The organism is Jeotgalibacillus alimentarius (assembly GCF_000829445.1).
GTDB lineage: Bacteria > Bacillota > Bacilli > Bacillales > Jeotgalibacillaceae > Jeotgalibacillus > Jeotgalibacillus alimentarius.
This window is the reverse complement of the sequence record NZ_JXRQ01000008.1, coordinates 282,629-307,453: the sequence shown is the minus strand read 5'-3', so window position 1 is coordinate 307,453 and position 24,825 is coordinate 282,629. Positions and strand designations below refer to the sequence as shown.

Annotated in this window: 30 protein-coding genes; 8 read left to right on the top strand and 22 right to left on the bottom strand. The window is 42.0% G+C overall.

Translation table 11 applies throughout. The features are described from left to right. Positions 1 to 89: 89 nt before the first annotated feature. Both KP77_RS02705 and KP77_RS02700 read right to left on the bottom strand, forming a co-directional pair. The gene (locus KP77_RS02705) at positions 90 to 2,042 is read right to left on the bottom strand and encodes an ABC transporter permease (RefSeq protein ID WP_041121172.1); all 1,953 of its coding nucleotides are present in this window, start codon (positions 2,040 to 2,042) and stop codon (positions 90 to 92) included. Then, a complete protein-coding gene (locus KP77_RS02700) occupies positions 2,032 to 2,796 on the bottom strand; it encodes an ABC transporter ATP-binding protein (RefSeq protein ID WP_041121171.1) in 765 nt (254 codons plus the stop codon). The genes KP77_RS02705 and KP77_RS02700 overlap by 11 nt, the downstream gene beginning before the upstream one ends. Before the next feature lie 246 nt (positions 2,797 to 3,042). On the opposite strand from KP77_RS02700, the gene KP77_RS02695 reads away from it, so the two are divergent. After that, entirely contained in the window at positions 3,043 to 3,921 is an 879-nt protein-coding gene (locus tag KP77_RS02695) for a helix-turn-helix transcriptional regulator (protein WP_041121170.1), read from the top strand. Positions 3,922 to 4,031: 110 nt separating this feature from the next. Here the strand turns inward: KP77_RS02695 and KP77_RS02690 are convergent, their stop codons facing one another. The 6 genes from KP77_RS02690 to KP77_RS02665 all read right to left on the bottom strand — a co-directional run bounded on the left by KP77_RS02690 (position 4,032) and on the right by KP77_RS02665 (position 8,197). Next, positions 4,032 to 4,592, bottom strand: a complete 561-nt coding sequence (locus KP77_RS02690) for a PepSY domain-containing protein (RefSeq protein WP_041121169.1) — start codon at positions 4,590 to 4,592, stop codon at positions 4,032 to 4,034. A 121-nt stretch (positions 4,593 to 4,713) separates the two neighbouring features. After that, positions 4,714 to 5,457, bottom strand: a complete 744-nt coding sequence (locus KP77_RS02685; RefSeq protein WP_041121168.1) for an ABC transporter permease — start codon at positions 5,455 to 5,457, stop codon at positions 4,714 to 4,716. 13 nt (positions 5,458 to 5,470) lie between these two features. Continuing rightward, positions 5,471 to 6,385: an ABC transporter ATP-binding protein gene (locus tag KP77_RS02680; protein WP_041121167.1), complete on the bottom strand. Its 915-nt coding sequence runs from the start codon at positions 6,383 to 6,385 to the stop codon at positions 5,471 to 5,473. A 23-nt stretch (positions 6,386 to 6,408) separates the two neighbouring features. Beyond that, complete coding sequence (locus tag KP77_RS02675) at positions 6,409 to 6,819, bottom strand: DUF3021 domain-containing protein (RefSeq protein WP_052473922.1); 411 nt, start codon at positions 6,817 to 6,819, stop codon at positions 6,409 to 6,411. After that, entirely contained in the window at positions 6,812 to 7,309 is a 498-nt protein-coding gene (locus tag KP77_RS02670; protein WP_041121166.1) for a LytTR family DNA-binding domain-containing protein, read from the bottom strand. The genes KP77_RS02675 and KP77_RS02670 overlap by 8 nt, the downstream gene beginning before the upstream one ends. Positions 7,310 to 7,609: 300 nt before the next feature. Then, positions 7,610 to 8,197: a PepSY domain-containing protein gene (locus tag KP77_RS02665; protein ID WP_041121165.1), complete on the bottom strand. Its 588-nt coding sequence runs from the start codon at positions 8,195 to 8,197 to the stop codon at positions 7,610 to 7,612. Positions 8,198 to 8,414: 217 nt separating this feature from the next. Between KP77_RS02665 and KP77_RS02660 the strand changes: the two genes are divergently transcribed. Continuing rightward, the gene (locus KP77_RS02660) at positions 8,415 to 9,257 is read left to right on the top strand and encodes an STAS domain-containing protein (RefSeq protein WP_041121164.1); all 843 of its coding nucleotides are present in this window, start codon (positions 8,415 to 8,417) and stop codon (positions 9,255 to 9,257) included. Between the two features lie 58 nt (positions 9,258 to 9,315). Here the strand turns inward: KP77_RS02660 and KP77_RS02655 are convergent, their stop codons facing one another. The 3 genes from KP77_RS02655 to KP77_RS18295 form a co-directional block, all read right to left on the bottom strand. Then, entirely contained in the window at positions 9,316 to 9,621 is a 306-nt protein-coding gene (locus tag KP77_RS02655) for a TIGR04104 family putative zinc finger protein (protein WP_041121163.1), read from the bottom strand. Positions 9,622 to 9,654: 33 nt separating this feature from the next. Next, positions 9,655 to 10,077: a hypothetical protein gene (locus KP77_RS02650; protein ID WP_041121162.1), complete on the bottom strand. Its 423-nt coding sequence runs from the start codon at positions 10,075 to 10,077 to the stop codon at positions 9,655 to 9,657. 368 nt (positions 10,078 to 10,445) lie between these two features. Next, on the bottom strand, positions 10,446 to 10,619 hold the full coding sequence (locus KP77_RS18295; RefSeq protein ID WP_200889043.1) for a hypothetical protein: 174 nt from the start codon (positions 10,617 to 10,619) through the stop codon (positions 10,446 to 10,448). A gap of 86 nt (positions 10,620 to 10,705) precedes the next feature. On the opposite strand from KP77_RS18295, the gene KP77_RS02645 reads away from it, so the two are divergent. From KP77_RS02645 to KP77_RS02615, 5 genes are all read left to right on the top strand, one after another. After that, on the top strand, positions 10,706 to 11,323 hold the full coding sequence (locus KP77_RS02645) for a hypothetical protein (protein ID WP_041121161.1): 618 nt from the start codon (positions 10,706 to 10,708) through the stop codon (positions 11,321 to 11,323). Positions 11,324 to 11,853: 530 nt separating this feature from the next. Continuing rightward, the gene (locus KP77_RS02635; protein WP_041121159.1) at positions 11,854 to 12,417 is read left to right on the top strand and encodes an AAA family ATPase; all 564 of its coding nucleotides are present in this window, start codon (positions 11,854 to 11,856) and stop codon (positions 12,415 to 12,417) included. A gap of 23 nt (positions 12,418 to 12,440) precedes the next feature. Then, entirely contained in the window at positions 12,441 to 12,659 is a 219-nt protein-coding gene (locus KP77_RS02630; protein ID WP_041121158.1) for a hypothetical protein, read from the top strand. A gap of 458 nt (positions 12,660 to 13,117) precedes the next feature. Next, on the top strand, positions 13,118 to 13,426 hold the full coding sequence (locus KP77_RS02620) for an ArsR/SmtB family transcription factor (protein WP_041121156.1): 309 nt from the start codon (positions 13,118 to 13,120) through the stop codon (positions 13,424 to 13,426). A 12-nt stretch (positions 13,427 to 13,438) separates the two neighbouring features. Continuing rightward, positions 13,439 to 14,347 carry a cation diffusion facilitator family transporter gene (locus tag KP77_RS02615; protein WP_041121155.1) on the top strand — a complete coding sequence of 303 codons (909 nt, stop codon included), beginning with the start codon at positions 13,439 to 13,441 and terminating at the stop codon, positions 14,345 to 14,347. A gap of 388 nt (positions 14,348 to 14,735) precedes the next feature. Here KP77_RS02615 and ccsB read toward each other — a convergent pair whose 3' ends face one another. Continuing rightward, positions 14,736 to 15,941, bottom strand: coding sequence for a c-type cytochrome biogenesis protein CcsB (gene ccsB, locus KP77_RS02610; protein WP_041121154.1), 1,206 nt, complete (start codon positions 15,939 to 15,941; stop codon positions 14,736 to 14,738). Positions 15,942 to 16,283: 342 nt separating this feature from the next. Here ccsB and yiaA point away from each other — a divergent pair, with 342 nt between their 5' ends. Beyond that, positions 16,284 to 16,754: an inner membrane protein YiaA gene (gene yiaA, locus KP77_RS02605; RefSeq protein WP_041121153.1), complete on the top strand. Its 471-nt coding sequence runs from the start codon at positions 16,284 to 16,286 to the stop codon at positions 16,752 to 16,754. Positions 16,755 to 16,794: 40 nt separating this feature from the next. Here the strand turns inward: yiaA and KP77_RS02600 are convergent, their stop codons facing one another. From KP77_RS02600 to KP77_RS02550, 10 genes are all read right to left on the bottom strand, one after another. Further along, positions 16,795 to 17,325 carry a GNAT family N-acetyltransferase gene (locus KP77_RS02600; RefSeq protein WP_041121152.1) on the bottom strand — a complete coding sequence of 177 codons (531 nt, stop codon included), beginning with the start codon at positions 17,323 to 17,325 and terminating at the stop codon, positions 16,795 to 16,797. A 15-nt stretch (positions 17,326 to 17,340) separates the two neighbouring features. Continuing rightward, a complete protein-coding gene (gene fosB, locus KP77_RS02595; protein ID WP_407637908.1) occupies positions 17,341 to 17,763 on the bottom strand; it encodes a metallothiol transferase FosB in 423 nt (140 codons plus the stop codon). 19 nt (positions 17,764 to 17,782) lie between these two features. Next, positions 17,783 to 18,208 (bottom strand): cytidine deaminase, encoded by a 426-nt coding sequence (locus KP77_RS02590; protein WP_041121150.1) that lies wholly within the window; start codon positions 18,206 to 18,208, stop codon positions 17,783 to 17,785. Positions 18,209 to 18,248: 40 nt separating this feature from the next. Further along, positions 18,249 to 18,764: a GNAT family N-acetyltransferase gene (locus tag KP77_RS02585; RefSeq protein ID WP_041121229.1), complete on the bottom strand. Its 516-nt coding sequence runs from the start codon at positions 18,762 to 18,764 to the stop codon at positions 18,249 to 18,251. Between the two features lie 76 nt (positions 18,765 to 18,840). After that, entirely contained in the window at positions 18,841 to 19,344 is a 504-nt protein-coding gene (locus KP77_RS02580; RefSeq protein WP_041121149.1) for a hypothetical protein, read from the bottom strand. Positions 19,345 to 19,492: 148 nt separating this feature from the next. After that, positions 19,493 to 19,873 (bottom strand): hypothetical protein, encoded by a 381-nt coding sequence (locus KP77_RS02575; protein WP_041121148.1) that lies wholly within the window; start codon positions 19,871 to 19,873, stop codon positions 19,493 to 19,495. 420 nt (positions 19,874 to 20,293) lie between these two features. Further along, positions 20,294 to 21,292, bottom strand: coding sequence for a S66 family peptidase (locus KP77_RS02565; RefSeq protein ID WP_041121146.1), 999 nt, complete (start codon positions 21,290 to 21,292; stop codon positions 20,294 to 20,296). Between the two features lies 1 nt (position 21,293). Beyond that, positions 21,294 to 22,847 (bottom strand): YndJ family protein, encoded by a 1,554-nt coding sequence (locus KP77_RS02560; protein ID WP_041121145.1) that lies wholly within the window; start codon positions 22,845 to 22,847, stop codon positions 21,294 to 21,296. Continuing rightward, a complete protein-coding gene (locus KP77_RS02555; protein WP_041121144.1) occupies positions 22,816 to 23,427 on the bottom strand; it encodes a DUF4166 domain-containing protein in 612 nt (203 codons plus the stop codon). Before KP77_RS02555 ends, KP77_RS02560 begins: the two co-directional genes overlap by 32 nt. Further along, positions 23,424 to 24,338, bottom strand: a complete 915-nt coding sequence (locus KP77_RS02550) for a DoxX-like family protein (RefSeq protein WP_041121143.1) — start codon at positions 24,336 to 24,338, stop codon at positions 23,424 to 23,426. The genes KP77_RS02555 and KP77_RS02550 overlap by 4 nt, the downstream gene beginning before the upstream one ends. Positions 24,339 to 24,825 lie beyond the last annotated feature (487 nt).

Sequence of the window (24,825 nt, the reverse complement as noted above, 5' to 3'; positions counted from 1 at the left end):
CATGACCTCCTTGTGAAAAAGGATAACAGCGATTGAAAAGTGTGATCCGACAATTCATGCCGGATTTGATCTGTAAGACTCTGATCACACTATAACCCCTTCACCACAGCAGCCACCATTCTCCACTTCGAATAAAAGTAAAATATAACCTGCAGTATAAAATACAGAGCCGCTATTACCAAAAAATTGACCAGCACCCCCGGGTTCTGCAGAATCCCTCCAATATCAGTGGCCATGGCAATCATGTATAGCAATGCCAGCGTGATACCTGTAAGTGTCGGAATAAAAAAGACAGGAATAAGTTCCTTCGCTATCGCCTTTTTGATTTCAGGAACGGTTACGCCAATTCTGTGAAGATTGCTGAATCTTAAGCGCTCTTTTTCAATATTTGAGAACAAGTTTAGATAGAGAATGACAAATGAGCCGATCAGAAATAAAACGCTGAGAAAGGATATAACAAAGAAGGTCAGTCCATCTGTCTGCCGGTTGATCGCAGCGTCCTCCATTTTTGAAACAACGCTGAAGAGTCGTTCGTCCGAAGTACCTTCATCGGATTCTGATGTTACAGGAGGTGTGCGCTGATTGACCGTTGCAAATGCAGTTTCAAGATTCCTAGTCACTTCAAAAGCTGATTTCCAGTCTGCAATATTGATAAAATTCATCGTGGCATCAAAGCCGTTCAGGTGAGTTTTCAGAGCATCAAAGTCCTCTTCATTGACCAAAATGAATTCCCCTCCGAGATAGTTCAGGGTGCTCTGAACAAATGTATCATCCTGAATATAGGATTGAGCAGGAGCTGTACCTTCAAATTTCAGTTGAAACTCATATGCTCCGTCAGGATCTGCAGCAGGCTGATTGGGATGAAAAATATATTCCCCCGCCTTCACTTCAATAGAATTTGAAGTGATCTGGTTGAACGCCTGAACACTCACTAAATGAAAAGTGCTGATCCAGCCTGCATATTCATCCTCCTGAAAAAACGTGAAAACCGGCAATGTATCATGCGCCTGAACATGATTTTCTTCAGTATCTACAATGCTGTACAGCTGCTCTTCTGTCAGCTGATTCTTCTCAGCGGTTTGTAAGAAGGCAAGATCATAGGGGTGGCGCTCCTCTATCTGACGGGCGGTATCAAGGTAAGTGAATAACACAATCGTGCTATAGAGAACAGTGACCATAATCATGACGCTGACAAGCATAAGCGTGGAGGTTAACTGTTTGAATTTATAGTCCAGGCTGCTTAAGGATAATAAGTTTTTGTAATACATTCTCTTGCTCTTTTTGACCATTTTAATCAGCAGGCTTGAGAGCTGATTGATGCTGAAATAAAGCCCGACCATTGTCAGGATCATCCAGATAAAAATATAGTCATCACCCTGATTTCCTGTATAAGTAAGATAAAGTCCCGCCACAGAAAAAATGATCAGACCGGCTCCTATTCCGCCAAGAAGCGGGCTGTTCAGCTTCACCACCTCTCCGACCCTGTCACTCTTCAAAGTGAGAATCAGATTTTGTGTGAGGATCATATAAAGTGTTCTTCCTACTGCTGTAGCAAATACAAGTAAGTAGACCAGAATCGTTGCTGCAAACATCTGGACGTTCAGTCCGTAAGAAATCGTCTGTATGTTCAGTACTGTTGTTAATAATGAGAAGAATAAGCGGGAGAACAGAAGTCCGCTCATCAGACCTGTGATAATCGACAAACAAGCGATCAATCCATTTTCCATCACAAGCAGCTTCACAACATCCCGATTTGTCATACCCAGTATTCTGAACAGACCAAACTCACGATTTCTGCTTTTAATAAAAAGGTGATGGGCATGACTGATAAAAAAGATGGTAAAGACGATCAGCGCAATCCCCGGAATGGTTAATGCATACTGGATTGTCTCAGCCATCTTCGCCTTTGTGACATCATCGTTGTAAAATAACACAGCATATATAAAAAACAGCATGACAGTAAGGCTGTTGCAGACAAAATAAAATATGTACTTTCTAGCGTCGTGTCTGATCATTTTTCGAACCATCCGGCTAAAAGACATGACTGGATCCTCCAAATGTACGCTGATGATCAATGATCTGCTTTAAAAATGATTCCCGGCTGCCCGGCTTCTGAATTGAGGAATGAATAGCCCCATCCTGTAAAAAGACGACCCGCTGAGAATAACTCGCGGCAAACACGTCATGCGTCACCAGAATAACAGTTGTAGAAAGCTCCTCCACTACCTTTTCAAAACATTCCATGATCGCAGCAGACGAAGAAGAGTCCAGATTACCGGTCGGCTCATCCGCTAAAATAACCCCTGGCTCATTCACAAGCGCACGGCTCACTGCAGTTCGCTGCTGCTGACCGCCCGAAATCTGATAAGGATACTGATCAAGAATAGATTCAATACCAAGCAGTCTCGACAGATAAACAGCTCTCTTATCCATTTCATCCGCTGATTTACCTTCCAATACCATAGGAAGAATGATATTTTCCTTAACGGTTAAGCTGTCCAGCAGGTTAAAATCCTGAAAAATAAATCCCAGTTCCCTCCGTCTGAACAAAGCGAGATCGTCGTCTTTAAGCTCACTGATCTTCTCATCATTAATTGTGACATCACCGCTTGTCGGCTGATCCATACCTGAAAGGATATTCAACAGAGTGGACTTTCCACTCCCAGATGGACCCATAATCGCTATAAAATCACCTTTATTGATAGACAGATCGATTCCCTTTAACGCCGTGGTGGAATGCTCCTGACCTGACTCCCCATACACTTTTACAATATTGCCAGCCTCTAAAATCGGCATATGGCACCCCCTTGTCTTTTACACACCTCTATATGGATATAATATCCATATAGAGGTGTGTAAAGCAAATGGATTTACAGAAAAGGCTGGAGGGTGTGAGTTTTTTGTGGACATGGTCATTCGACTCTGAGGGCGGATACGAGATCACACTTTGAAGATTGCTACCCGACCTGCGTGCACTTAGCAAAAAAAGTCAAAACTACCTCAAATCAGTCTGCTATCATTGATTCAAAGGCAGGTGACAGCATGACAAATGAAGCGATCATTCAGAAGACGATTCACTGGATTGAAGAGCATTTACATGAGGACATAACGGCGGAAGATATTGCTGCTTATGCAGGGTTTTCAAAATACCACTTTCACCGTCTGTTTCAGGCGTCAGTCGGCATGTCATTTTCTGAGTATATAAGAAATAGGAGAATGACAAATGCAGCAGTAGCACTGATCCACACAGATGCACGGATTATTGATATCGCATTCCATTTATGCTTCGATTCTCAGGAAGTATTTACACGGGCATTTAAAAAGGTATACGGGGTTCCACCAGGGCAGTACCGCAGGCAGATGATGAAATTAGTGGATCATAAGGAGGAATTGCAGATGGAAGAAAAGTTAACAGGCTGGTTTCTAAGCGGCAGCCATCCATTTAATTATGAAGCGGGTGCAGATACTGAAAGCGTTCACCAGGGTAAGCAATCCGGTTATTTGAGATCAAAGACGGTGAACCCGGCAGACGGTGAATTTGCGACAATGATGCAGCAGTTCAAGGCTGACAAATATAGAGGGAGACGGATGAAGCTTTCTGCGTTTTTGAAAACAGAAAATGTGCAGCATATGGCTTCTTTATGGATGCGGGTGGACAGCGCGTCTGAGGAAGTGCTGCAGTTTGATAATATGAGTGACCGCCCGCTTCAGGGTACGTCAAACTGGAATCATTATACGATCGTACTTGATGTTCCTGAAAACAGTGCAATGGTTTCTTTTGGCATGATTCTCTCCGGCAGCGGGTGTATATGGGCAGATTCAGTTACGTTTGAAGAAGTGGATAAAAAGACACCGACTACGAACCTACAGACTGAATTTGTGGCGAGAGATGAGCCGGTGAATCTTGCTTTCGAGGAGTGACCACGGATTACTGGCGGACAAGCTGACTTTGCTACAGAAGTGGTCTACACTTGAGCCTGCAATTCATTCCACACAAAAAGCCGGCATCCCAAGCCGGCTTTTTTGCACGATCAGTCCATATCCACTTCAAGAACCTCACCTGTCACAGCATCAATATCAAGACTTGCTTCATCACTGAATGTGCCAGTATCGATTTCCACTTCGTACACAACACTTCCGTCATCACTATCCAGCTTTACACTTTCAAGAGTGCCTTCTACTTCTTCAAGTGCAATATTAATTGCTTCTTCCTGGGAAATATAATCTTCAGTTGAAGCTTCCGGATTTGCTGCCGAACCGTTATCGTCGTCATCATCGCGCTCTTCTTCCACTCTCAAAATGTCACCTGTAGACGCATCCATGTAGAGGTCGTAATCCATATCACCATTATCGATGTCAAGATCATAGACATACCCGTCACGCTTTCCTTCAAGCTCAATACTCTCAATCACACCGTCATATTCAGCGAGCGCTTTCTCCTGCGCTTCTTCCACACTGATCAGATCTGATGGTTCTGAAGCAGCAGGGTTAACTGATTCGAAGTTCTGAAACCCGTCAGTCATTGCACCTGCCCCAATCGCTCCACCTAAAATTACTGCACCTGCTATGGTTCCCACTACAACTTTCTTCATCTATAATTCCTCCTCAGAAATTAGGATATTTTCTGTTCTTGATTCTATATTATCCGGTCAAGATGAGAGGATAGCATGAAGAAGATTAGAATTTGATGAGAAACACGCAGCCTTCTGCAGATCAGCTTTTTGATAACTTTAAATAACGTGGATAAGCAGACAGTGCAATGCCAATACAGACAGCGCCATAAGCAATTAGCACAAGCAGCGAAGCCCAAACATCAAGTACATTTCCTCCGTCAAGAATCACCGTCTGGTAGCCCTGAAGCGCCCAGTAATGCGGCAGGAATTGTGCGATATTCTGCATGATATCCGGCATGAACTCTACAGGCATCCAGAGTCCGCCAAGCATTGCACCTCCTAGCGCAATGACCTGCGTCAGAGCAATCCCCATATTTTCAGTCTTTGCGATAACAGCCATGGCCATCCCGCATCCTGTTGAGACAAAGGCCAGCGCAACCGAAATCATGATCAGCGCAAATGTGTTTCCAAGCGGCATATCATAGACAGCTACCCCAAATCCGAACAGCACGGCAATCTGAATCAGCACAATCAGAATAAAAGGGATCCACTTGCCCATAAAATACTGCAGCGTCGGGAGCGGGGTACTCGCAATCCTGGCTGTCATTCCGCTGTCACGGTCTTTAATAAACGCGATCACAATTGAAATCATGATATAGAACGAAAACATCACCGTATAGCCGGGCACAATCTGAACGACAAGCTGCTCGGAATCAGCACCTGTATTGCCACCAAAAATCGAAATAAATCCAACAATAAAAACAATCGGCAGAATAAATGTCCAGAACCACAGGCCCTTATCCTGTATTTTCTTTTTAAACTCCAGCTTCGCAATAGCATTCATAACAGGCTCCTCCTTATCCTTTATCCCTCAGTTGTGTCCCGGTTAGTTCAAAAAAGATACCTTCAAGCTTCGTCTGGCTTAGTTCCAGCCGCGTCGGCTGAACAGCCTGACTGTGCAGCGCAAGTGCAACCTTTTGAAGTGTGGCCAGCGGGTCAATACTGGTAATGACATAACCATTTTCCCGCACCGTCAATTCTCCATAAGGTGCAAGAACTTCTTCTGTAATCTGTTCTCCTTCGATAAAGATAGAAGAGTGTCGATGTTTCTCGAAAACCTCTTTCATCGTCCCATGTTCAACCACCATGCCCTGATCAATAAAACCGATGCTGTCACACAGCTGCTCAACCTCTTCCATGTAATGACTCGAATAGACAATCGTCTTCCCTTCTGCCTTCAACTCGTGAATCAGTTCAAAAATCGCCCGGCGCGACTGCGGATCGACGCCAACAGTTGGTTCATCGAGGATAATGATTTCAGGCGCGTGCAGCAGAGCACATCCGATATTCAGGCGTCGCTTCATCCCACCGGAAAAAGTTGAGACAATAGACTTCTCACGCTTTTCAAGGCCAATAAGTGTCAGCACTTCACTGATCCGTTCATTCAAATCCTTACCGGATAGACCGTACAACTGACCGAACAGCAGCAGATTATCACGTGCCGTCAGCGTTTCCTCGAGACAAATATCCTGCGGCACATAGCCGATCTGACGCTTAATATCGCGGCGGTATTGATGAACCGGTTTGCCTCCGATCTCCACAGTCCCGCCAAACTCTTCCAGTATCCCGACTAATATTTTCATCAGCGTGGACTTCCCGGCACCATTTGGACCAACCAGACCGAAACAGCTGCCCTTTTCAATATGAAGATCCGCATGCTGCAACGCCTTAATCGGACCGTAACTTTTACTGACTTCACGAATATTAATCATTTTTCGATCCCCTTTCCCTTGTGTTAACGTCGTGTTTGAATGGATTGATTCATTCTTTTTTCAAGCTGTTTATAGTAGGAGTGCCATCCGAACCAGTTCAGGATATAAGTGACTGTAAAAACAATGAAGCCAATGAGCAGCGCGCGCGCATTAAGCGGGAACCACCCCGTTAACAGTGTAAATACCGGAAACATCAGGATAAGTGATAAGCTGTAGTGTATGACAGTCTGCTTCAGCATGCTCCACTTTTCAATACTGAATATCAGCGCAGCGACACTAAAATAAGCACCTGTGAGCATACTGCCCAAGAGGTTTAATGTAATCGCAGTAACTTCCACTTCATCAGACCCATTAAAGGTCAGAATCAATACTACGAGCGTAAAAACCGCTCCAACGCCAAACCCTCCAAAAATACGCAGAATCAAGTTACTCATCACGCTGTCCACCTCCATCCAGCAGCTGCTCCTTCAGGCCATGAACATATTTCCTTGTCACATATTCCTTGCTGCCTGACTTAAAATACACGCAAAGATTCCCATTAAATGAGAGCTCGAAACGGTCAACTTGATCCAGATTGCCAAGAACGGATTTTGAGAATCTAATGAAGCCGTGCGATGACAAAACCTCTTCCAGCTCATAGAGTTTCATTCTCATTTCAAGTGTACGGCCACCTGCCATCGCAAAGACCTTCCGCTTCTCTGCGAAAATATAATCTATCTCTGACGGCTGCAGTAAAATTGAACGATCCTCTTCAAGTGCCACAATCCGTTTTAGCTGAGCGGCACCTTTTGCGTCCGGCATTTCTGACTCATGCTGTCTGAGCATTTTCACAACTGCTTCCACCTCGTCTGTCCATTCCTTCACCTGTATCGTAATGACAGGCGTTTCCTCATGCTGAGGGTCAATGTCAATTTTTATCTTCATTGTGCCTCCCCTTCTTCTACTTCATTATGTAATTTGTTTTGCCAGTCTTGTTCACATTTTGCATCACATGCAGGATTCAGAACATGAGATGCAGGAAACGATACATGACCTGTATGATTGATGTCTTTCTATTATGATTCTCGGCTTCGGGGGTGGATTCCTTTAGGTGGAGGTAAGGATGCTGGGGCTTAGCGGATAACGGGCGGTGCCGGAGCTTGCGACTGGCGGACATTCCTTCACCCTGCACTACAACACGAAAAAGCCGGCCACACCCGGCCGGCTCTCTCTAACCTATTCAACTTAGTCCATATCCATCTCTAAAATTTCTCCTGTCACTGCATCAATATCGAATTCCGCATCATCATCGTCACCGCTGTCAGTATTGATTTCCACTTCATACATTGCTCTTCCATCGTCATCATCAAGCTCTACGCTCTCAAGTGTTCCTGACACTTCAGCCAGCGCAATCTCTACAGCCTCTTCCTGAGTAATGTAGTCTTCACTTGTGCTGCCTGCAGTTCCATTTGAAGCAGCTGTTGTACTGTTATCATCATTACGATCATCGTCATCCGAGTCATCGTCACGTTCTTCCTTCGCTTTCAGGATTTCTCCATTTGATGCGTCAAGGTCCAGGTCATATTCCATATCATCGTTTCTGACATCAATCTCATATTTATATCCATTGGCTTCTCTCTCCAGCTCCACACTCTCCACAACACCCTCATATTCTGCGAGCGCCTTGTCTTTCGCTTCTTCCACTGTAAGAAGATCTGACTTCTCAGCCGGAGCGGGATCTGCTGAACTAAATCCGCCTGTCATCGCACCTGCACCAATCGCTCCACCTAAAATCACTGCGCTTGCCACTGTTCCTACTACTACTTTTTTCATACTTAACGCCTCCTGAAAATTTATTTTGTTTGTTCTTACTCTTATATTAGCCAGGCAAGATGAGAAGAAAGCTTGAGTAAGATTAGAAATTGATGAGAATATATGAGAAAATAAGATTCTAATAATTTCCACAATACAGTTTCATTCTTGTCATAAAGGGAATACAATTTGAAAAAAGAAGTTATATATTTTACGAGTAGCGGAGAGGACTTATAAAATGCTGAGAGATCAAGATTTACATACATTTTTATGTAATAAAGCAGAAGCATTAACTGAAGAATGGTACGACTCATTAGATAAAAACAGAGACGGGGTATACGGATCGACTAATCCGGAGGCTATTCAGAGGATTAAGAGTCAGAACAGAGATTTCCACCTTCGTTTTTGCCATATTTTTAAACCGGACCAGGCAGATTATTTTGAAGGTTTTCAGGACTGGATTGAAAGCATCGCTACAGATGAAGCCCATCAAACCACACCTCTTGAAGATATCATTCAGGAGTTTTTCAGAACGCAGCAGCAATATATGAAAGCTATTGAAGATTTTGTGCTCCAATCTTCAGAGGAAACGACCTATCAACAAATGATGGCCTGGGCTAATAAGGTCGTTGATTCCATTAACCAGATTATCCTGGAATTTACCGTCCAGCATTCTAAAGCTGCAGAGCTGAGACTGCATGCACAACAGGAAATGATCATTGAAATGAGTGCACCTGTCATTTCATTGACAAAAGATATAGGCTTTCTTCCGCTTGTAGGTGAAATCAATACACATAGAGCACAAGTGGTTTTTGGGAAAACACTGACACAAAGTGCCAATCAGCAGTTGAAGAAGTTATTTGTTGATTTATCAGGCGTTCCAATCATAGATACGATGGTTGCCCAGCAAATCTTTCAATTGATCAGCGGCTTGAAGCTGATTGGTGTACAGACAGCTCTGTCCGGCATCAGTCCTCAAATCGCGCAGACAGCTGTTCAATTGGGGCTTAATTTTAAAGACATTGAGATTTACAGCACACTTGCCCAGGCAATGAAGGCAGAAGAATTCAACGGGCAATAATTCAAAAGGTCCGGAACCCTCCGATATATGGAGGTTCCGGACCTTTTATGTTGTTCATTCACCACAAAGGCTCCTGCTCATTTGAAAGCCTGACCGTATAAGGAATATACAAAATATAAGCAATCATAAAAAGGACAACAAGTGTTATGGAAAAGAAACTATTCATACCAATCGACTCCAGTAGCGGCCGGACAAAGAGAAGGATAATTAATGGAATCATATAAATCATATACACAGACTTTCTCGATTTGGTCGAGACATACTGCTTAACGCCACAATTCGGACATTTCCTGCTGTTAGCAAAACCTATCTTCATTGTTTCAAAAAAGCTCCATTTGTATTGACAGTTTTTACAGTTTGGCATGGATCGGTCCTCCAGACTTATTAAAACCGTAATCTACTCAAAGGTGACTTCATTCAAAAACGTTACAGTGTCATACCCTGCCAAAAAATCTTCTAATGACTCAACTGACTCTTCGTCCAGCTGATAAGTGCGGGTGCCTTCAGAGATCAGGCTTTGTATATATCCTTCACCCTGTTCCGAAATCCATAAGTGATAATCCAGATTTTCTTCATCCTGCCTTAATGAATATTTTAAAAGAGGCGGAGTATTGATCACTGTCCCCTCCTCAAGCACTTCAGCATTCTCAGTCGCACTGACAAACGTCTCTATATCGCCATCATCCTTAATAAATTCTTCATTTCCCGCCGGCTCACTCCCATCCCAAAAGCGCAGCGTTACATCATTTGTGTTCTCAAGATCAGGATTGGAGCAGGCGCTGAGTAATAGCATCGTCAGCAGTAAAGTAAACTTTTTCAATTATTCCTCCTCCACTCTTTTTAAAAGTAAACGTTCTCATTTTTAATATAAGATTACCATAACGAAATTGTCATGATAAGGGAATTGTTCTTCTAAAACCAAGCACATCTCGTTTCACAAGGATGATGTTTATTAGATGAAAAAATGACTCCACGTGAAATAGAAAACATTCTAAAGACCATATCAAACAGTAAATATCAAAACGCAATATAAGTACAATTAAACAAGACAGTGATAAGAGGAGATTCCCACTTAAAAATAGTTATTTGGTGAGGTCTTTGACTCTTAAGATCCGAAGCTAATGTTTAAGCGGCGGTAATCATATTAAAAAAAGCGTTCCTTAAGATAAGAAACGCTTTTTCACATGATCAGTTTTCTGAGGACTTTGAAAAGTTCATTCTTGTACCAAAAGCGATCACAATAATTGCTACTAATCCTATGATATTTATAGTTGTTCTAGTGGCTTCACTATCAACAAATAGGTTAATAACAAATGAACCTGCTACTATGATTAAAAGAAGAAAAAATATACTTTTTTTCATAATTACCTCCTATTAAAACTAAAATATGTTAAAATTACTAGTGACCAAATTAGTTACATACAAATACAGTGTAAAGGAGAATTCCAATGAAGAAAAGTCTAAAACAACTAGTCATTACAATGTGCTTATCTTTAATTTTCACTACAGCTTTTGCAATACCAGTAGCTAATGCAGAACAAAATGCCAATATTTCTGATGATCAAATTAATTCAGAAGTTGAACAAATACAGGATACATTAGATCCTTTATTAAAGCTAATTGACCAAATGCCCGAAGAAGTTGCTGAACAAGGCATTAACTCCGGAGTAAAATGGTTAAATCAAAACAAAGGTGATGAATTTAGAGATTATAAATTTGTGGCTGATGGAGAAAATTTAAAAACGATTGAAATAAAAGAACCTGGGCAAATAACTACAATGGGCGTTTGGTCATGTATTTCCAGTGCTGGTAAAGCGCTAGTCATCAATGCGTTACCATGGGCGAAAATTTTAAAAGTGAAGAAGGCTGCCAAATTAATGGGTGGATTAAACTCTATGACAAAAACGATTATCACAGCATACAAACATCAAAGAAACTTAGGTCTTTCCAAGACAAGTTCTATTAAAAAAGCTGTAACACTATCGACAAGAGCATTACCAGGTGAAACACAAAAGGCTGTTTTAGAGTTTTTTAGTTTGGGTGATGTAGTAGATAATTGCTTTTAGAATTTATATTTTAAATATTTTCACCTTAAATATTACACCTTTAAGTAAATAATAGTTTTATTCACAACTAAAATATAAACACCTCAAAATTGATCAACCTTGGATCATTTTGGGGTGTTTATTTGTTTTCTCTCGCAATTTACCTCGACAACAATTACGATAAAAAATTTTCTATTGTCTTTTTGAATAATTGTTAACCAAACGAAAAAATCCTCATTTTTACAATTATATTTCAGAAAATGACCATTACCAGGGAGGGAAACATTTAATTTATGGTATATTAATACAAAGTTATTTCTCAATACATAGAAGGAGCGAAACAAATAGATGGCTCTCATATTCATTACTATACCTCTACTCGGTGTACTATGGTACGTCAATCTGATCATTATTTTAAAGCGTTTAAAGCATAATCAGGACATTCACAATTATACAATCATCGGAGGATTGCTCACGTTCGCCTTTATTTGTGCCGTCATGTTTGGAGTTGCAAGCATGTATTGAAAATCATCAGAACATAGGGAGGTCACATGAAAAGACTCGCGATTATTACAGTTGGTAAAACCCATAGCGGTAAAACTACTTTCGCAAGACAGCTTGAACAAAAGCTGACTAACTCTTTCGTGATGGATCAGGATGCTCATGCTGAGTTTCTGAATACATATTATAAGATGCTGCAGCCAAAAGAAGGACCGAACATTTTAAAGCATTCCTTAACGAAATTAGTTGTTGAGTATGCAAAAGAATATACAGGATTCCATTTTATCGTGAGCAATTCCAATCGTGCTAAAAGCACAAGGCAGTATTTGCTTGAAGAAATCTACAGTGAAAATGAGTTCACCCGTATCCTCGTTCACTTTGACCTTTCAGATGACATTCTGTATAAACGGGTAGAGAATAGCGCGCGTGATACAAATATTTTCAGGGGTCCCTATACTACTTTTAAAGATGTGCTGATCAGACAGGAGAAAGAATCAGAACTGTCGGATATCGCAGACCCTGATGAAGGTGAAGCCGACTATTTATTTGTGGTCAATGATCCGGATGATGTGGATCGTGTGATTGAAGAAATTGTTGCGCTTGCAGATGTTTAACTCATACTGATGGGGTGGTTATTTTGATAAAATTCCTGATTGGATTGGTTATTGGTATTATCCTTTCATTCCTTCTCTTCGATTACAATGGCGGACAGTATTTACTGCAGGGTGTCGGTGAAACTGACTACAGAGAGGTGAGTGAATTCGATTTTAACTTTCTCTTCAATTCACTGATCACGATCATTCTTTGTATTGCCGGGACGTTTTTGATCGGCAGATTTGCTCAGCGAAGATCTTAACAAAAATCATACCAGTGTATTCACTCTTATCGACCACAATCATATAAGGGATGTTTTTTATGAAACTATTTAGAGATATGTCAGAAAGCGAAATGAAAAATTCAACACGCAGCTTAGTCTTTGGTTTTTATGTTTTTCTGTTCTTACTTGCTGGAAATAATTTTTATTACTTAATTTTCGATAAAAATTTAATATCAACCTTTTCTATATTTACGATAGGAATCCTTCTGACGTTTGGTTATGAACTTATCTTAAATAAAAGAAAAACAACATAGCAATCTATAAAAAGATTTTTGAACTAAACAAATATAATATTCAGGACATGACCAATTCAAATTTAATTGTGCATGTCTTTTTTATTTCATCAGACCAGCAAAGTCTTTTGACAAATATATATTTTTCATTTATTGTATCTATATGAACATATGATCATATAGATATTACATGGAGGTAGGATCGTGGATAAAAAAAACCATCAGTTTTTATCAGATAAAACAGTTGAGGAAGCTTCAAGAACGTTTAAAGTACTTGCTGATCCTACCCGGATCAAAATACTATATTTGCTGTCGCAGGAGGAGTGTTCCGTCACGCATATAACAGAAGTGCTGAACATGTCTCAGTCTGCCGTATCACATCAGCTGAGAACATTAAGAGGACTCAGGTTAGTAAAATCAAGACGTGACGGGAATCATTTTTATTATAGCTGCAGTGATCAGCATGTCATTAACACGCTGACTCAGGTGATTACGCATATTGATTGTGAGTAAGGAGGTTACATGATGGCTCATTCACATGACCATGGACATTTTGAAGAATTGAGAGAAGGTAACAAAAAGGGACTACTGATTGCGTTCTCCATTACAACATTTATCATGCTACTTGAGTTCTTTGGCGGTTTACTGACAAACAGTCTGGCATTATTAGCCGATTCAGGACACATGCTCAGTGACGCCAGTTCTCTTTTATTGAGTCTTGTTGCAATCTGGTTTGCCACGAAGAAAGCATCTGACAATAAAACTTATGGATTTTACCGCTTTGAGATTTTAGCAGCACTGTTCAATGGGGTCACATTATTTGTGATTTCAGGATTTATTTTAGTAGAGGCTTATGAACGGTTTCTAGAGCCGCCAACTGTAGCGAGTGGCACGATGATGGGCATTGCGGTAATTGGTCTGCTTGCTAATTTATTGAGTGCCTGGTTTCTCATGCGCAAAGGCGACGTAAAGGATAACGTTAACCTCCGCAGTGCCTATCTTCATGTAATTGGTGACGCACTTGGGTCTGTCGGGGCGATTGCAGCCGGGGTCGTCATGCTGGTGTTTGACTGGTACCTGGCAGATCCGCTTATTTCAGTGCTTGTCTCTCTGCTCATTCTAAAAAGTGCATGGGGCATTCTGAAGCAATCGGTTCATATTCTGATGGAAGGTGCTCCTTCTGCTGTGGATACTGGAGAGTTAAAAGCTTCCTTACAGAGTATTGACGGTGTGATTGATGTACATGATTTTCATCTCTGGACGATCACTTCCGGACTGGATTCATTCAGCTGTCACCTGACAATCCGTGATGAAGCAGATGAACAGCTGGTTCTGCAAAAAGCAATAGAGCTGATTCAGAAGAAGCATCAAATTAACCACTCCACGATTCAGGTTGAAAAATCAGGATTGTGTCATGGTGAGTTGCTGGTGTGAGTATCTTAACCATTTAACTGATGATGCAAAAAAGAGCAAAGCCCAAAAATCTTTAACAGAGATTTTTGGGCTTTTTACTATAACCTTGCTCCACGTTGAAATGTATAATAGTTCACACTGAATGTGATGATACTGAGAATCATTAGAGTGACACCTAATAATATGGGCACATAAGTAAATGTTTGAATCAATTCTGCAGATGTGTCCTATGCTGTCGCATTACCAGGTCTTGAAAATTGAACTGCAAGCCCATTCCCATTAATGCCCATAATCACAAGCAGGGTTCCTGATACTAAAAATAGAATAGGAAGCAAGGCTACCTCTAAAATGATTCTTTTCATCTGTACACCTCAAGTCGTTTTTATTTGACAATTACAATTTAATACATTTATGCATACGAATGCAACCCTGCTATCACCAGGTTCACAAACACCTGATTAAAGATGATTGTGCCAAAGCCGATAATCGCAAGCCATGAAGTCTTCTCACCGGACCATCCTCTCCCAAGACGCAGGTGAAGGAAAGCCGCATAGAATAAGAACGTGATCAGGGCCCACACTTCTTTAGGATCCCATCCCCAGAACCTGGTCCACGCAAGCTGCGCCCAGATCATCGCGAAGAAGAGCCCGCCAAGTGCAAATAACGGAAACCCAATGACAACTGAACGGTATGAAATCTCGTCCATTAAAGACAAATCAACTTTGCGTGTAAGAGGCTGCAGCAGCTGGGCAATCTTTTTCCGTGTGATGATCCTGATCAATAAGTATAGGAGAGATCCCACAAGAAATGACCACAACACTGTATTCAGCTTGGCAGTTTCTATGCTGTTTGGCAGTTCAAGAAGTCCGGCATAGTGATCGGCTGGTTCATAACTGCCTGGCATGCCATCAACAGGGCTGACATGAACTGAATCCATCGGCAGCACAATCGCCGGCAGGTGATAGTCATACACCTGCGTCTCCCCTTCCCGGTTCTCAAATTGATAGCTCGCACTGTAACCCATCACCCGAAATGCAGAAATAACCACGATAAAGCCAACCACGACAACCATGAAATACAATACAAGTTCTAAGAAAAACGAACTTTTACTTCTCTCATTTGTATTTATTTTTTTCAGTAAGTAGATCAATCCTGTGACAAAAGAAATTGATAGTACGGCACTTGCAACTGCTACCGTAATCACGTGAATCGTCAGCCAGTTGCTCTGCAGTGCCGGAATGAGCGGTGTAACCTCATTGTGAAACATGCTGGCATACGCAATAATCAGCAGTGAAACCGGTAAAAGGAACAGTCCCATCACTGGCTGACGGTATATGTAATAGAATACGAAGAAGCTTCCAACGAGCATAATGCCGAAGAATGTAAGAAACTCATTCAGATTGCTGACCGGTGCATGACCACTCGCAATCCACCGTAAGATAAAATAATTGAGCTGAGCGATAAAACCAGCTGCAGTTAAGGTGATTCCTATTCTTGCAGCAATCGGTTTTCTGGATTTCACGGCAATACCAAATGGAATAATCGTAATTAAATAAAGAATAAATGAAACAAATAAAGACGAACTGCTGATCGATACCATTGAACTGACAGACATATTGACACTCCTTCATAATTGATAAGAAAACCAGTATCACTTTTCAGAATGAACGGCAATACTGTTAATTCCAAATATTTCTTTCAATTTATTTTAACGCTGCTGATCGCGCACTGACACAGCAAATCAAAGAAACTGTCTGAAAAGGAGATGAATGTTAATTTATTGTGAACGTAAATCTTCAGGTATGAGCGAAAAAAGAAGGCAGACTTATATATTCATAGAAAAAATGCTGCTTTACATTTTCCTCTGATCAAGTAAGATGAGAGTATACAACATCTGTCAAACCATACAAGGTCATACAACTGGTACCTATAAAAAGAACAGTAAGGAGCGTTGCGAATGGCTGAAGTTAAGGAAAATTCATTTATGCAGGAAGATGATAAGAAACCGAGAGTAAAAGTGGAACGTAAGCCTGGCGAACCGACGCCTGCCTTTAAGGGAGCGAGCTGGGCAGCACTTGCGATCGGACTGACTGCTTACCTGATCGGCCTTTTCAATGCAGCAATGGAGCTGAATGAAAAAGGTTACTATTTTGCTGTATTAGTATTTGGCCTATATGCAGCCGTTTCCCTGCAGAAGGCTGTCCGGGATAAAGAAGAAGACATTCCCGTTTCAGGCATCTATTACGGGCTCAGCTGGCTTGCTGTGATCATTGCAATCCTGCTGATGGCGATCGGCCTCTATAATGCAGGCAGCATTATTCTGAGTGAAAAAGGCTTTTACGGTATGGCATTCGTACTCAGCCTGTTTGCTGCGATTACGATTCAGAAGAATATTCGTGATACTCAGCAGGCGAAGGATCGCGCTTGACCTCACAAAAAATTGGGACGCATGATACGTCCCAATTTTTTTATTCCTTATTCAAATCCCCAGCCAGCATCCCGTACACAATACTGTCTGTCCATTCACCTTTATTCCAGTAATCCTGAACAAAATGCGCTTCTTTCCTCATACCTACCCGCTCACATAACCTGCCGGATGCCTCGTTTCTGGCATCAAGCGTCGCCTGGATGCGATGCACTTTATACTCAGCAAAAAGCTTTTCAAGCAGTCCTTTTAACGCCTCAGTTGCAAACCCTTTTCCTGAGGCGTTCTGTGAAAATGTGTAGCCAATCTCAACTGTATCCTTCATATCTGTATACCACACAGACAGATCACCAATGACCCTGCCTTCATTCACGACCGCTACACTCAGTGCCTGGTTCTGTGTCAGCGAATGATTTGTAAGCTTTTTAGTGAACTTCTCCTGCTTGTTATCATGTGTCCAAGGTTCATGCAGAAGATATCTGCACGTTTCCTGATCACTGTAAATATTGAATACATCGTCCAGATCTTCATTCATAAATGGACGGATGGTTAATCTTTCTGTGTTAAATTCCACGTCTGTCCTCCTGCTTCATTCATCATAAAATGTCATATGCGGCTTTTCCTCTTTGTAATATCTCAAACGATCTTCCAGTGTTCCTGTATGAAATTCAAACTTATGTCCATCCGGGTCTGTAAAGTAGATAGATTGCTTATCCCGCTCATCTCTTTCACGCCCGGATAAAATATTGGCACTGTGACTCATCAGATGATGATACAAATCATCTAATTCTTTTTCGTCTACTGAAAAAGCAGTATGCGTATAAGACTTTTTGATCTCTTCACGCGGAATATCTGCTTCCTCATTCAGTGCAAGCCAAATTCCATTCAAATCAAAATAAGCTGTGCTTCTGCCCTTGACCAGAAGCTTTGCACCAAACACGTTTTGATAGAATTCAATTGAACGGTTCAAGTCAGATACTGAAAATAAAAGGTGATTGATTCCCTTAATCATGATCTACTCACTCCAGAACTTATTGATCTTTCCATTTTTCTTTGAATTCCTCATACGCGGCAGTCCAGTGATAGGGCTGTACCTCTGCCAGTGTCTTGAATGTTAAGCTTTGTGATGGAACTGTTACTGCTACCTTCACTGCCTGGCCCCAGTAAAATAGTCTTTCCTGACAAATTCCGCAGGGGGAAAGAACTTTACACGCTGATTTCTCGTCATCCCGGACTACACAGATCGAGTGTGTCACTTTTCTATTTAACTTATGAGCCTCTAAAATCGCACCTGTTTCTATACAGAGATTAGTCGAATCATTGATAATCTCCGGCGCCACACTGGTTAAGACCGTGCCGTCCTCCAATCTGACCGCAGCAGCGCCTCCCCAGCCTTTTGGATATCTTTCTGTTATTACATGAACTGCTTCATCGTATAATGCCTGTTCAATACTCAAGTAAATGCTCCTCTTCTATGAATAAAATTGATAACAATGCTTAGCTGGGCTTTAAGAGCTTATAGTAAAAAACAGTCGGGTCCAGGCTTCCCTCAGCAGACATCGCATATGAGGGTATCTCGCCGGCGCAGGTGTAACCCATAGACAGATACAGCCGGTTGGATAGATCCCCTTTTCGAGTATCAAGAACAATGAGTGATCGATTACGTTCGACGGCAGCTTCTTCAGCTTTGATCATTAACTCACGGCCGATCCCTTTCCCCTGATAATCGGGGTGGACCATTAACTTTACAAGCTCAGCCCGATGAAGACCATTTGACTTTGTACACAAATCCAACTGAACTGTCCCCACGATTGTCTGATCTATTTCAGCGATCATCAGTACAGTATCCGATCCGGCAACCTGCTGCCAGTATTGATTAGCATCACGATCACCGAATGGAGGAATAAAGCCAATGGATGCCCCCTTTTTGACAACTTCAACAAGTAAGGATGATAGCTGGTTGATATAGGTCTCGGTGACGGTGACTTCAGTGATAATCAGAGCATTTTTCAATTTAACCACCTCTTTATAATAGATGCTTAAAGCTCTTTGAAAAGTCGGCTTCATGCGATATAGTCAATCATTTCATTCACTCAACCTCTTCATCAGTTACGATTCCCTCACCAAACGAAAGGTCTTGATATTGTGTAACCCCATATTTCTTATATATGATTCTCATTTCCTTTAGATCGTTTTCAGCAAAGCCTTCTGTTTTATCTAAACGGATCACCAGGTGGATATCGTTCTCCGGCTGGAACCCATTTACCTCCAACAGCTCTTCTTTTTCAACCGTTTGTTCACCCTGCACACCAATTTTACCTTCCGCTGCGATAAAGGTTGCAGCCTGATCAGCATCAGCGGTTGTGCCGTCTCTTCTGATCAATTCTACACGCTCTAACGTCGGCGTTCCGGTCCCTTTCCACTGCAATCCGTATCCGAGATAGATGGGACTGGTTTGATCAATGAGTTCCTGGCTGGCTGATGAATGACTTTCCAGCGTGAATGTTCCGCTGCGGCTGAAATAGTCAAATAGAAGCCAGACGCCGATAGTCAACAACAGTGCAACAGATGTAATAGCAATGATTTTCTTCAAAGGTAATTCACCCCTGTATCAAAGGTTATGTACTTATTTTTTTCGAAAAAATAAAAAAGCTGTAGTACTCTATTGGCTGAAATTTGTCCTACTAACGTTTTCTACTTTATGTCTATGCCCACCTTTAAAAAGTATCAATTACTTTCATTTATTGCTGATTAAGTTGAATTGTCTCCGTCTTTCCATCCCACTCAATTGTCACCTCAAAATCAGTCTGTTCCGTGACTTTTGCATTCGTAGGGTTCGCTTCGTTCTTATCTACGAAAGTTCCATCTCCCTCTAATTCATTACCGCTCTTCCCGAAAGAGCCAACACTATCCACGTTATAATTAAATTCTCCAACTGATTCCATATCGTCTCCTGTATATGTCAAAAGAAGTTCTTGTGTTTCATAACCATCGTTCGTTTGAGAAACATTCACATCAGCCAACCAATGCTCAGATTCACCAGAAACCGTGAACTCTTTAGAGCCACACGCTGTTAATAATGCTATGATCCCTGCTACAAGTAAAAAGCTTTTAAAGCGCATTGGTTCCTCTCCTTTTAGAAATACCTTTTTAGACATTCCCTCTTCATTAAAAGATTGCCTGCCTTTTATGTCTCACTTTCTTTTCTCTTAAATTTAAAAGCTATCAATAACAACATCCAAAAGATCAGTCCTAATATAAATGGCGACATACTGAGAAAAGTTTGATAGAAGGCAGCCTCTATCGTTTCGTGCTGATCAAAAAAGACATTAGAAACGAAAGCTGAAATGATCCCAACTACATTAATAATGACAAAAATGCCGGATAATATTTTCATTTGATCATCCACCCCCTTGTTCTTTTCAAATCACAATCGATCATATCGCCCCATCCCGGATTTTTTCGTTTTTTATAAACAACTCTCTACCTGATGCAGGTGGGTAAATTTGGATTTTACCTAATTATATCACATGCCAAGCACTTTAAATATTCAGCCAGTCCTCCAAACAAACCACACTCTTAGCCGTTGCATCTAACCTTACCTTCTTACCAATCGCAATCGGATGCATCGGGTGTGTATGGCTGATATCGAATTCCGCCAAAATCGGCAGCTCCCGGCCGTCCAGTTGCTCCAGCAGAAGATCTAATGGCCGTTTATTGGTACCCATATCATCGTATTGTTCGTGCTTTCCGAGAATGATCCCACCTATCTGATCAAAAAGTCCGTGTAATTTAAGCATGGCAAAATTCTTCTCAACGATAGAAGCGGTTTTCATACTGTCCTCAATCAGCAGAATATCGCCTTCTTTGATCTCTGGAAAATAAGGTGTTCCGATAAAGCCGTACATTGCGTTCAGGTTCCCGCCGATTAAGCGGCCTTCAGCTATTCCCTCATGCCCGGTTATTAATTGGTTCTCTATCAGCTTTTTTTCTGTCGTTTTCTCAAGCCAGTTCACATGCTCATCAGACCAGAAGGCAGGAACCGGGATGTTAAATGGTGCCTGATATTGACTGGAGAAATAGTCTTTAAAATATTGATATGTATCAAGCACAAGCGGTTCAAATTCTCCAAAGGAAGGAATGAGTGCCGGACCGTAATAAGTAGTGAGCCCCGTCTTCGCATACAGTGCCAGCAATATAGCTGTTGCATCAGAGTAACCTACAATGATTTTAGGACTGGCACGGAACGCTTCATAATCCAGATAAGGCAGCATACTGTTTGAGTTGGTTCCGCCAATGGTGGACATGATCATTTTAATATCCTTATTCCTTAGCAGCTTATTGAACTCATCCGCCCGCTCTTTCGGGGTACCTGAACGATATGTTTCTGATTTACCTGTGAGCGCTCCTTCAATGATGGTGTAGCCTTTTTCCTGCAGGAATGTTTTCGCGCGCTGAAATCTCTTATGTGCTGTGACTGTTCCAGGGGCTGACGGACTGAATATCCCAATCTGATCCCCTTTTTCCAACCGATTGTACATGTTATCCAAACTCCCTTATCACATAATCTATATGTAGAAAATGAATCCCGAATATGTTCATATCATGGGTTGCCACGAGTTCCCCATTTTTTTCTTCTATCACGAAATACTCATGCAGCGGCAGTTTCAATATATACTTTCCGATCGCCAGATACGTCCCTGCATCCCCGACACCATCACTCGTTAAACGAAGCTGTCCATTTTCAGCAGACAGCTGCAGAATACCGTGCATCGAGGAAAATGGCAGCGGCAGTGCAATGTTCATTAATGTATCCTGACCTGACTGATGATGCGAATAAATGGCTGTAAATACCGTTTCTTCATCAATCATCCGCTTCCACAATCTAGGCCTTGCCCTTCCATCAAGCTTTTCATCCACCATCATGATTTCTCCAGTCATTTCAACCTGTGAGGATGAATAAGGAAGATTAAGCTGACCGATTGAACGGCTGATTAACTGCCAGACCCATGCAAACGGTCTGAACCACGCTGACCATTTTACAGAGGCGAATAGTTGAAATCTTTCAGTGTGTTCATAGAAATTAATGACCTGTGCAGACACTTCTTCCGGATTGACATACATGTTCATTTGATCGACCAGTCCGCTGTGAGGTGATCCGGTTTTTTGCAGCCTGCCACGAATCAGGCTGACAGGAAATTTGTAAGGCTGCTGCGTTGACTCAGGCACTTTTAACGCCCAGCCAATAACAGTCAACGTTCCAAACAATAGACAGTTCAGAAATCCATGAAAGTCGAGCATGTCCGGAATGTTCACGATCACCTGCCCTGATAGGTTGCCGTATGCATATGCGAGTGACCATAGAATCGTGATACATAGCGTGAGAAAAGGAATCCAGACGATTATCCTCTGAATCCCATGAAACTTCAGACGGAACAAATAATAGGTCAGCGCATAGATTGCCAGTACATAAAGCGAGACTGAAATGATTTCAACTGTACGGGAGAATGTGATCCCAATAGCAACCGTAACTGGTCCCGTAGCAATCACAAACGCACAGATCTGATACAGCTTTGTGATTTGAATCCGTCCGACCAGACCAACTGATACACTTAGCATGAAAGCAGAATAGTGGAAGTGAATTGCCGTCAGCCAGGTCAGCATATCGCTGAAGCCTGTGTCAATTCCGCTGACAGAGGCAAGAAACCACCCGCCGCCAATGGCCAGATAGATCATGCCAAGATCAATGAGCCACTCAGGCAGGTTGGTGAATCCGCGGTTTAAAAAGCGCTCAAACCCTTTCCAGGCAACCCAGCATGTCACAAGAAAATAGACGATTGCACAGATCACAGCTGCAGGATAAGGCAGATCCAGACTGATTAATGTGACAGCCAGCATCCCAATCGCAATGATCCCTTTTTCAAACGAACGAAGCTTTACAATCATATGTAATAGTGACGGCACAAAAATCAGCTGTGCAGCCGTCAGATAATAGTAGTAGTCAGCCTGTTTATTCATGGCGAGGCTGAAACAAAAAAGCAGAAGGCCAGTCAAAATCAGAGGTTTAATGAACGCTTTCTTTAAATTCTCCTGCATACATCATCACCCTCCCAAGTACAGCATTGTAAATTGATACATGAATCGTATAGACATCCTTTTGGTCATCGTAGCCCTCAAGGACAGTTACACGTCCTCTTAGGATTTTAGGCAGCGTAAATCCCGCTTTCCCAAGCATCACCTTCTGTACGCCGGACGTAATGATCAGAAAGCCTTCTTTTGTGACATCAAAATGCAGGTCTGAATAGAAGAACGGAATGTCACCCAGAAAATCCTTTACTAACTTCTTTTCCAGATCCACTGTCATCCTGGCGTTAAATTTCCGCTCAGCGTTTTGAAAGTGAAAGGTTCTTTCCCACGCGACTTCCACCTCACCATCCTGATTCATCGCACAGCGGTTAGCAATGGAGAATGGGATCTCTTGCCCGCTCTCGGGAAACAGAAAGTTCGCCTTTGAAGTCAGGCAATAAAAAGGAGATAGCAACCTGCCGCCATTTTTAATCTGACTCATCACACCTGTTGCAAAGAATTCCTGATCTAAAGGCAACGCGTAGCGATGCTGCAGCTTTGGATGCAGCTGCTGAAACTTTTCTCCAAGCAGTGTCGTATAAATCGTCACGCCGCTTTCACCCTCTTTCTTCTGCAGCTTTTCGCACTCGGCAGCTCTTTTGTCAGCAGTAACCCAATGATCGACAGCACCCAAAGCGTCACATTCAGCGTGATCACGTTAAACGGTGCTGTTGCAGTAAATGGGGCTGCAATCACTGCGCTTATTGTTAGTAGAGGGAAAATGATGACCTGGAGCTTAAGCAAATATTTTTGCAGCTTCGGGATGAGCCAGCAGCCGGCAAAAATCATTTCTGCGATCCCCACCCAGATTACTGCAGTGGAGGCCTGCCCTTCAGATAAAGAAGAAAGCTGTGTCAGCATGCTGACTTCTAACGGATGCTGCGTCAGCACTTTCGGTACCAGTCCCTGATAAAGCCAGACAAATGCAAATAAAAAACATATGGTATAAAACACAAAAAAACGCCTATACTGCGTTCCCGGGCGCTCACCTGATTCAATCCACCGCTTTAACACATCAAAGCTGAGCGCTGTTCCCCAGCCAATCAGCGGACGGAACAGCCTGTCAAAAAGCTTTCCCGCTCCACCAAAGCGGACGTCATAATCATACTGCGTCAAAAAAGTGGTACGCCCTTCACTCGGGATATACTGCCAGTACCCCTTCCCTTCAGCAATCGGCGAAATCAGCTGGTCTGTGCCAAAATGCAAAGCAGATGTTTTCTCTCCGCTCTCTTTCTCATGTGTCCCTTTACTCTCACCCCAGCCGGACACTTCAATACCCGGCATTACTTTTGTGGAATAAGTAAACGTCTGCACCGTTTCGCCCAGCGACTTTTCGTTATATGTTATCGAAGAAAACCGGACATCCCACTGCTCATGCAGATCCGGCTGCTGGGTGTAGGTCCAGACTGCATCAATGTTGTCGTGTATATCTATTTCTACGTAAATCGGTTTGTGTGGCATGGTTTCACATCTCTTTTAATAGATTTGAAGGTTAGTGGATATGTAATGATTTTACCATTTAGAGTTGAGTGGAAAAATGAGATTTTCTTTTTACTTCTTAAAGCTGTTTTTGGTAACCTGGTGACTCTTGGCTGTGATGAACGAATGTGACCGGTAAATCAAAGAATGCGACCGATAAAATTCACTTAATGACCTGTAAATATGTAATTGTGACCGATAACTCCTGTATCAGCGTCTTAGTGACCCGTAAAGTTCCTATTGTGACCGATAAACCACAACATGTGACCCGTATTTTGGAGAATGTGACCTGAAAATTTCTACGCAGCCACCTCTGAGGACACAGAGAAAAATGTCTTCTCTGAAGCTAAATCAACAAACATTTATATCAGCGGTTACTTAATGAAGTTTCAGAGATAACTTGATATTTTAGTGCTGAAGTTATACATATGCGCTGGAAATTTTATGACAAACTATGCGCGTAGCTAAT